This is a genomic window from Streptomyces sp. NPDC059371, from assembly GCF_042751995.1.
Lineage (GTDB): Bacteria > Actinomycetota > Actinomycetes > Streptomycetales > Streptomycetaceae > Streptomyces.
In genome coordinates this window covers 1-1,484 of sequence record NZ_JBHYXD010000216.1, presented here as the reverse complement: position 1 = coordinate 1,484, position 1,484 = coordinate 1, and the positions used below count along the sequence as shown (strand labels likewise).

Annotated in this window: 1 protein-coding gene; it reads right to left on the bottom strand. The window is 71.1% G+C overall.

The features are described 5' to 3' along the window. Nucleotides 1-373: 373 nt before the first annotated feature. A complete protein-coding gene (locus tag ACFXGX_RS43285) occupies nt 374-1,036 on the bottom strand; it encodes an HAD-IA family hydrolase (protein WP_384804024.1) in 663 nt (220 codons plus the stop codon). Between the last annotated feature and the right edge of the window lie 448 nt (nt 1,037-1,484).

The following is a 1,484-nucleotide window of genomic DNA, read 5'->3' as shown; positions in this document are numbered from 1 at the left end:
GTGCCGGTGCATCAGCCCGTCGCCGTTGGGTGAGGGGTGGGCGTCGGTGGCGACGGGCATCGATGTACCGGCACGGCCCCTCGCGCCGCATTCCGGCTGCGGGTGCGTCGTGGTGGCCGGTCCACATTTCAGTCCCGGGCAGCAGTTTCAGCCCCTCCGGCGTTTGAGGAGCGGGGCCTGGGGCGGAGCCCCAGGGGTGATGGGGGTCCCCCCTGGTCGAGCGAAGCCGAGACCTTGGGGGAGGGTAGGGGCGGAGGGGGCGAAAACCCTCGGCCCAGCCCCACTCCCGTCGACCCACTCCTGTCGACCCACCCCCGGAGGGATCCGTTCCCCCGGAAGGATCCCCCTCCGTCGGGAGGGGATCCACCCCCCGTCAGCCGATGTGAAGCCGGACGGTTCCGTCTCCGACGACCTCGACCCGCACCTCGGTCAGATCACGAACGAGCACATCCGGCCCATGGAACCCGGCCCGAGGGCCGACACCCACGACCCGCATCCCAGCCGCCCGCCCCGCAGCGATCCCCGCCCCGGAGTCCTCGAAGACAACACAGTCCTCAGGCGCGATCCCCAGCTCGGCCGCGCCCTTGAGAAACCCCTCGGGATCGGGCTTGCTGGCACCGACGGACTCGGCGGTGACCCGGACATCGGGAAGCCCGAGCCCCGCGGCGGCCATCCGTCCACTGGACAGCGCCACATCCGCCGAGGTGACGAGGGCGTGCGGCACTCCCGCGAGGGAGGCGAGGAACTCCGGCGCACCCGGGATCGCGACAACGCCCTCCATGTCGGCGGTCTCCTCGGCCAGCATCCGCGCGTTGTCCGCGTAGTTCTGGTCCATGGGACGGTCCGGCAACAGCACCGCCATCGAGGCGTACCCCTGCCGGCCGTGGACGACCTTCATGACCTCGTCGCCGTCCAGCCCGTGCCGGTCGGCCCAGCCGCGCCAGCAGCGCTCGACGACGACATCCGAGTTGACGAGGGTCCCGTCCATGTCGAGCAGGAGGGCACGGGCGGTCAGAACGGTGGTGGCCGTCGTCATCGATGCTCCAAAGCACAGGTAGGGGGACCAATACACCCCCGGGAAACAAGGCGGCCCCGCCCGCCGGTCAGGGAGATGCGGACGGGAACCACTTTGTTCCTACAACATACAAAACAACCCCGCCCAGCGCCACTCGCCCCGCCACACACCCACACTCCGGGGCACCCCCGCCCACAACGAGGGGAGTGAGACCGGGCGAAGAATTCTCACCCCTCCACCCCTACCCTCCCCCAAGGTCTCGCCTTCGCTCGACCAGCGGGACCTCCATCACACCTGGGGCTCCACCCCAGACTCGGCTCCTCAATCGCCGGAGGGGCTGAGACTCTTCCTCCGGCCGGGGACGGGACCGCCACCACAAATCACCCGCAGTCGGCATCGCACGGAAGGGGACGTGGGGGGGGGGGGGGGGCCCTCGCCCCCCACCCCCCCCCCCCCCCCCACCGCGCCC